The sequence below is a fragment of the Endozoicomonas sp. genome (genome assembly GCF_031844845.1).
Classification (GTDB): Bacteria; Pseudomonadota; Gammaproteobacteria; order Pseudomonadales; family Endozoicomonadaceae; genus Endozoicomonas.
In genome coordinates, this window is record NZ_JAVRMB020000141.1 from 1 (window position 1) to 3,046 (window position 3,046).

A 3,046-nucleotide genomic window follows, 5' to 3' on the forward strand; every position below is an offset into this window, starting at 1 on the left:
CAACGTCAACCGGATACTGAAAAGTACGACACCACCCTCACAAAAAATACTGTTAAAGCTGGCGGCTGCTTTTAAATTACCTATCGAGGCATTACAGATATCCGCTGCTGCGCCTCAATTTCTCTCTGTACCGGTTCTCACCAAAGACCTATTGGATACCTGGCTGACTAATCCTGCCAGTGTCGATACCTGCGGCCTAAACTGGGTGCCTGCACTTTACAGTACTGGTAACAAACTGTTTGCTTATAGTCTCAATCACACCGATTCTCAGCCGGGTTGCCCAACGGGTTCAATAGTGGTCATAGATCCTGATAAAGAAATGATCACCGGCCATAAGATCCTTTGTCGATTGACCGATGGGCGAACCATGGTCAGACAGTTACAACATGCGTCTGATTCCTGGTTCCTTTCCCCACTACAGCCACAACTCCCCCTGATCGAAGTCGGCACCGTCCAATCGTTCACGTACTTAGGCACCATCATAAGCACCGTCATTAGTGAATCCCTGATCTAACTCCCCTCATATCGACCAGTCAATCAGGAAAATACCAAAAATAATCATAAAAATCATTTTCCTGATTGACCAGTCAACTATTATCTGTTCATATAACACCTGATCTTACTGATCACGCAAACGGATCATTTGCATTATACTAAGGTGTTATATATGTACAGCAGAGCCTCAAAAAACAGTACCGGTCTGAAACTTGAATACAATGTGAATTGCCCGGATGACGTTAAGCTGGCTGCTGCATTGGTAGCAGACTGGAAAAGAAAGGGCGTTACTCGCCACAAACTGATAGCGGTTAATGAAAGCAAGGCTGCATGATCATAAAAGATATAGAAAACCAGATAATCAGCGAACGCATCCACTACGGTTCGCTTTATCTAGTCTGCAAAGATCCTGAAAGCGGGGATCTACAAAAATACTATGCGGTCCGATCTGACAAAGATCGGGCCTTTTGGCGTTTGGTCCAACACGGACAACCGATCATCAACCGCAAAAGTCAGTCCAGGGAAACCATGGATAAGATTTATTCTCTTCTTGCTGTTCAATAATTTGCTTATGTGAATCTACTTTCGCATAAGCAAGGTGTTATGCGTTACTCATCACTGAATGGCGAGCCGCCACCAAAAACAATAACGATACTCCCCCCCCCGTTTTTAACTACAGTTGCTATATTGTCCCATCCACCTCTTTCATCCATGCAAATTACAACAGAGTCATCATCGAATTGTTCCAGTGCTTTTATTAATTCTGCTTTTGTCATATTCACTCCTTATCAGGTATCACGCATAACAACAGCTTACAAACGGACGCTCCGCGCCGTTGAAGCAGAGGTTATGCGAATTAATCAGACTTAGTATTGTGTGGAGTGCTTCCCAGTTCTTGCTCTGCCTTACTTAATGCCCAATTACTGAGTCCCTCACTAAATGGTTCGCCTTTAGCTCTCGCCCCATCTAAAAATTTATCAGCTAAGTCACAAACTTTACGCTGATGTTCCTCTCTCTGTGATTCGGTCATAGTTTTCTCCTTTAGTTCTCAGTTCCCGCCTAACAACAGCTTCGAGCGGACTGCGCCGCTCAAGCGGAGGTTATGCGTATTCAATCTCAACTTCTTTATTAACTTCAGTCTCGTAGCCAGGGCATCCGCCATCGTTATCTATTCCTTGTATCGCGTCTATTTCCGCAAGCAAACCAGTTGAATCCCTTTTCATTACGCAAAGTGTTCCGCTCCACGAAAACAGACTAATACTATCCGGCCATTTTTTAGCAAGCCGCTTTAATGCCCGGATAGCTCGCTGTTCTTCTTTAGTTACAATTATTTTTTCCATGGTATTTTTTCTTCCTTCTTTGAAATTCATGGCTCTGGCATAACAACAGCTAAGAGCGGACGCTCCGCGCCGCTCAAGCAGGGGTTATGCGTAGGGATCACTTAATAGTTTGTTGCAGTCATCCCAGTGTTTGTCTAACACCTCAAACAGCAGCCGCTTTGCTTTGAAAAACTTCTCACGCAATTCTTTATCTTCGGGTAACTCAGTATTCATTGCGCTATGAAGTGCTTGAAGTTTACCGAGTATCATTATTTTCTTTTGGTCGCTCGCTTTCATTATTCCTCCAGTGTCACGCATAACAAGAGCTTACAACGGACTTCGCCGTTGAAGCGGAGGTTATACGGTAACTACTTCATCCACTATTACTTGCAGCCGACTTGATAAAAGGCCCAGTTGAAGCCTGCTCATACTCAAGATGCAACCACAACCGGCATTAGTTCTCATTCCTTCTGGCTTTTTGATTACGCAGTGTCCGTCTGAACATGGCTCAAAACCTCGAAACAGGAACTCCCTAACAACCACTTCTTTCTTTTTTGGCATTCCTACCTCCAAACGTATAACAACCGTAAGAATGGGGTCAGGTCTTGAATATTTGACCCCAGTTTTCAGTTTTCCAGTTTTTGTGACCCCAGTTTTTGCTGACCCCGAGTATCCCACTGGCTCAAAAATGGGGCGATTTGTACCATCTTCAAATAACACTTCAACTTTGTGGATTTGAAATAAACCTCCCAATGTCCAGTCGCAGCCTTTGTCTTCTGTAAAACGACCAATGCAAGAAAAGGCCAGGTACTTTTGTACTTCATCAAATGTTTCTCCAGCCCCGGCGTCAATCAAATCTTGTGCTGTTTGTACTGTTTTGCAACTTGGACAAATAAACTGGTAATGTTCTGGGTTTTCTACATCTTGGGCTTTCAAGATTGTTTTAAGCTCATCAAGCGTTATGGTGTTCATGGTTAAAATTTTTCAATCCCCAGTTCTTTGGCCAGCAGCCAGTCTTCTATGCGTCGTCTTATCATCAGGCTTTTCCGGTCGGCAGCTGTTACCGAGCGTTTGGGGTAGGTAGGATCTAGCGGCTTGTCCGGGTTGCTGTAGGTGATGTTTTTCTTTTTCCTTACCAGCTTTTCTTTTGCCGGTCTCGCTTTGGTTCTTTTATCGTAGGCCGCTTTTTGTCTCGCCCGGATTTTTTCAGCGTTTTTTGCATGGTAGGCCCT

At 44.2% G+C, this 3,046-nt stretch carries 9 protein-coding genes; 3 read left to right on the forward strand and 6 right to left on the reverse strand.

Annotation, left to right across the window (positions count from 1 at the left end):
- From RM811_RS07070 to RM811_RS07080, 3 genes are all read left to right on the forward strand, one after another.
- Positions 1-514 (forward strand): S24 family peptidase (locus tag RM811_RS07070; protein ID WP_402522276.1); only part of this gene is annotated, 514 nt, incomplete at its 5' end.
- 153 nt (positions 515-667) lie between these two features.
- Positions 668-829 carry a hypothetical protein gene (locus RM811_RS07075; RefSeq protein WP_402522278.1) on the forward strand — a complete coding sequence of 54 codons (162 nt, stop codon included), beginning with the start codon at positions 668-670 and terminating at the stop codon, positions 827-829.
- Positions 826-1,059: a hypothetical protein gene (locus RM811_RS07080; RefSeq protein ID WP_402522280.1), complete on the forward strand. Its 234-nt coding sequence runs from the start codon at positions 826-828 to the stop codon at positions 1,057-1,059. The genes RM811_RS07075 and RM811_RS07080 overlap by 4 nt, the downstream gene beginning before the upstream one ends.
- Positions 1,060-1,103: 44 nt before the next feature.
- Here RM811_RS07080 and RM811_RS07085 read toward each other — a convergent pair whose 3' ends face one another.
- The 6 genes from RM811_RS07085 to RM811_RS07110 all read right to left on the reverse strand — a co-directional run.
- On the reverse strand, positions 1,104-1,271 hold the full coding sequence (locus RM811_RS07085; RefSeq protein WP_402522282.1) for a hypothetical protein: 168 nt from the start codon (positions 1,269-1,271) through the stop codon (positions 1,104-1,106).
- Positions 1,272-1,351: 80 nt separating this feature from the next.
- Positions 1,352-1,525 (reverse strand): hypothetical protein, encoded by a 174-nt coding sequence (locus RM811_RS07090; RefSeq protein WP_402522284.1) that lies wholly within the window; start codon positions 1,523-1,525, stop codon positions 1,352-1,354.
- 70 nt (positions 1,526-1,595) lie between these two features.
- Entirely contained in the window at positions 1,596-1,865 is a 270-nt protein-coding gene (locus tag RM811_RS07095) for a hypothetical protein (RefSeq protein ID WP_402522286.1), read from the reverse strand.
- Between the two features lie 54 nt (positions 1,866-1,919).
- On the reverse strand, positions 1,920-2,111 hold the full coding sequence (locus RM811_RS07100) for a hypothetical protein (RefSeq protein WP_402522288.1): 192 nt from the start codon (positions 2,109-2,111) through the stop codon (positions 1,920-1,922).
- A 60-nt stretch (positions 2,112-2,171) separates the two neighbouring features.
- Positions 2,172-2,786, reverse strand: coding sequence for a VVA0879 family protein (locus RM811_RS07105; RefSeq protein WP_402522290.1), 615 nt, complete (start codon positions 2,784-2,786; stop codon positions 2,172-2,174).
- A 2-nt stretch (positions 2,787-2,788) separates the two neighbouring features.
- Positions 2,789-3,046 (reverse strand): hypothetical protein (locus RM811_RS07110; RefSeq protein ID WP_402522292.1); only part of this gene is annotated, 258 nt, incomplete at its 5' end.

What these genes read in the sequence shown, in the direction of transcription:
- RM811_RS07075 (WP_402522278.1), top strand. Translation starts at nt 668, where the DNA reads ATGTACAGCAGAGCCTCAAAAAACAGTACCGGTCTGAAACTTGAATAC.
- RM811_RS07080 (WP_402522280.1), top strand. Translation starts at nt 826, where the DNA reads ATGATCATAAAAGATATAGAAAACCAGATAATCAGCGAACGCATCCAC.
- RM811_RS07085 (WP_402522282.1), bottom strand. Translation starts at nt 1,271, where the DNA reads ATGACAAAAGCAGAATTAATAAAAGCACTGGAACAATTCGATGATGAC.
- RM811_RS07090 (WP_402522284.1), bottom strand. Translation starts at nt 1,525, where the DNA reads ATGACCGAATCACAGAGAGAGGAACATCAGCGTAAAGTTTGTGACTTA.
- RM811_RS07095 (WP_402522286.1), bottom strand. Translation starts at nt 1,865, where the DNA reads ATGAATTTCAAAGAAGGAAGAAAAAATACCATGGAAAAAATAATTGTA.
- RM811_RS07100 (WP_402522288.1), bottom strand. Translation starts at nt 2,111, where the DNA reads ATGAAAGCGAGCGACCAAAAGAAAATAATGATACTCGGTAAACTTCAA.
- RM811_RS07105 (WP_402522290.1), bottom strand. Translation starts at nt 2,786, where the DNA reads ATGAACACCATAACGCTTGATGAGCTTAAAACAATCTTGAAAGCCCAA.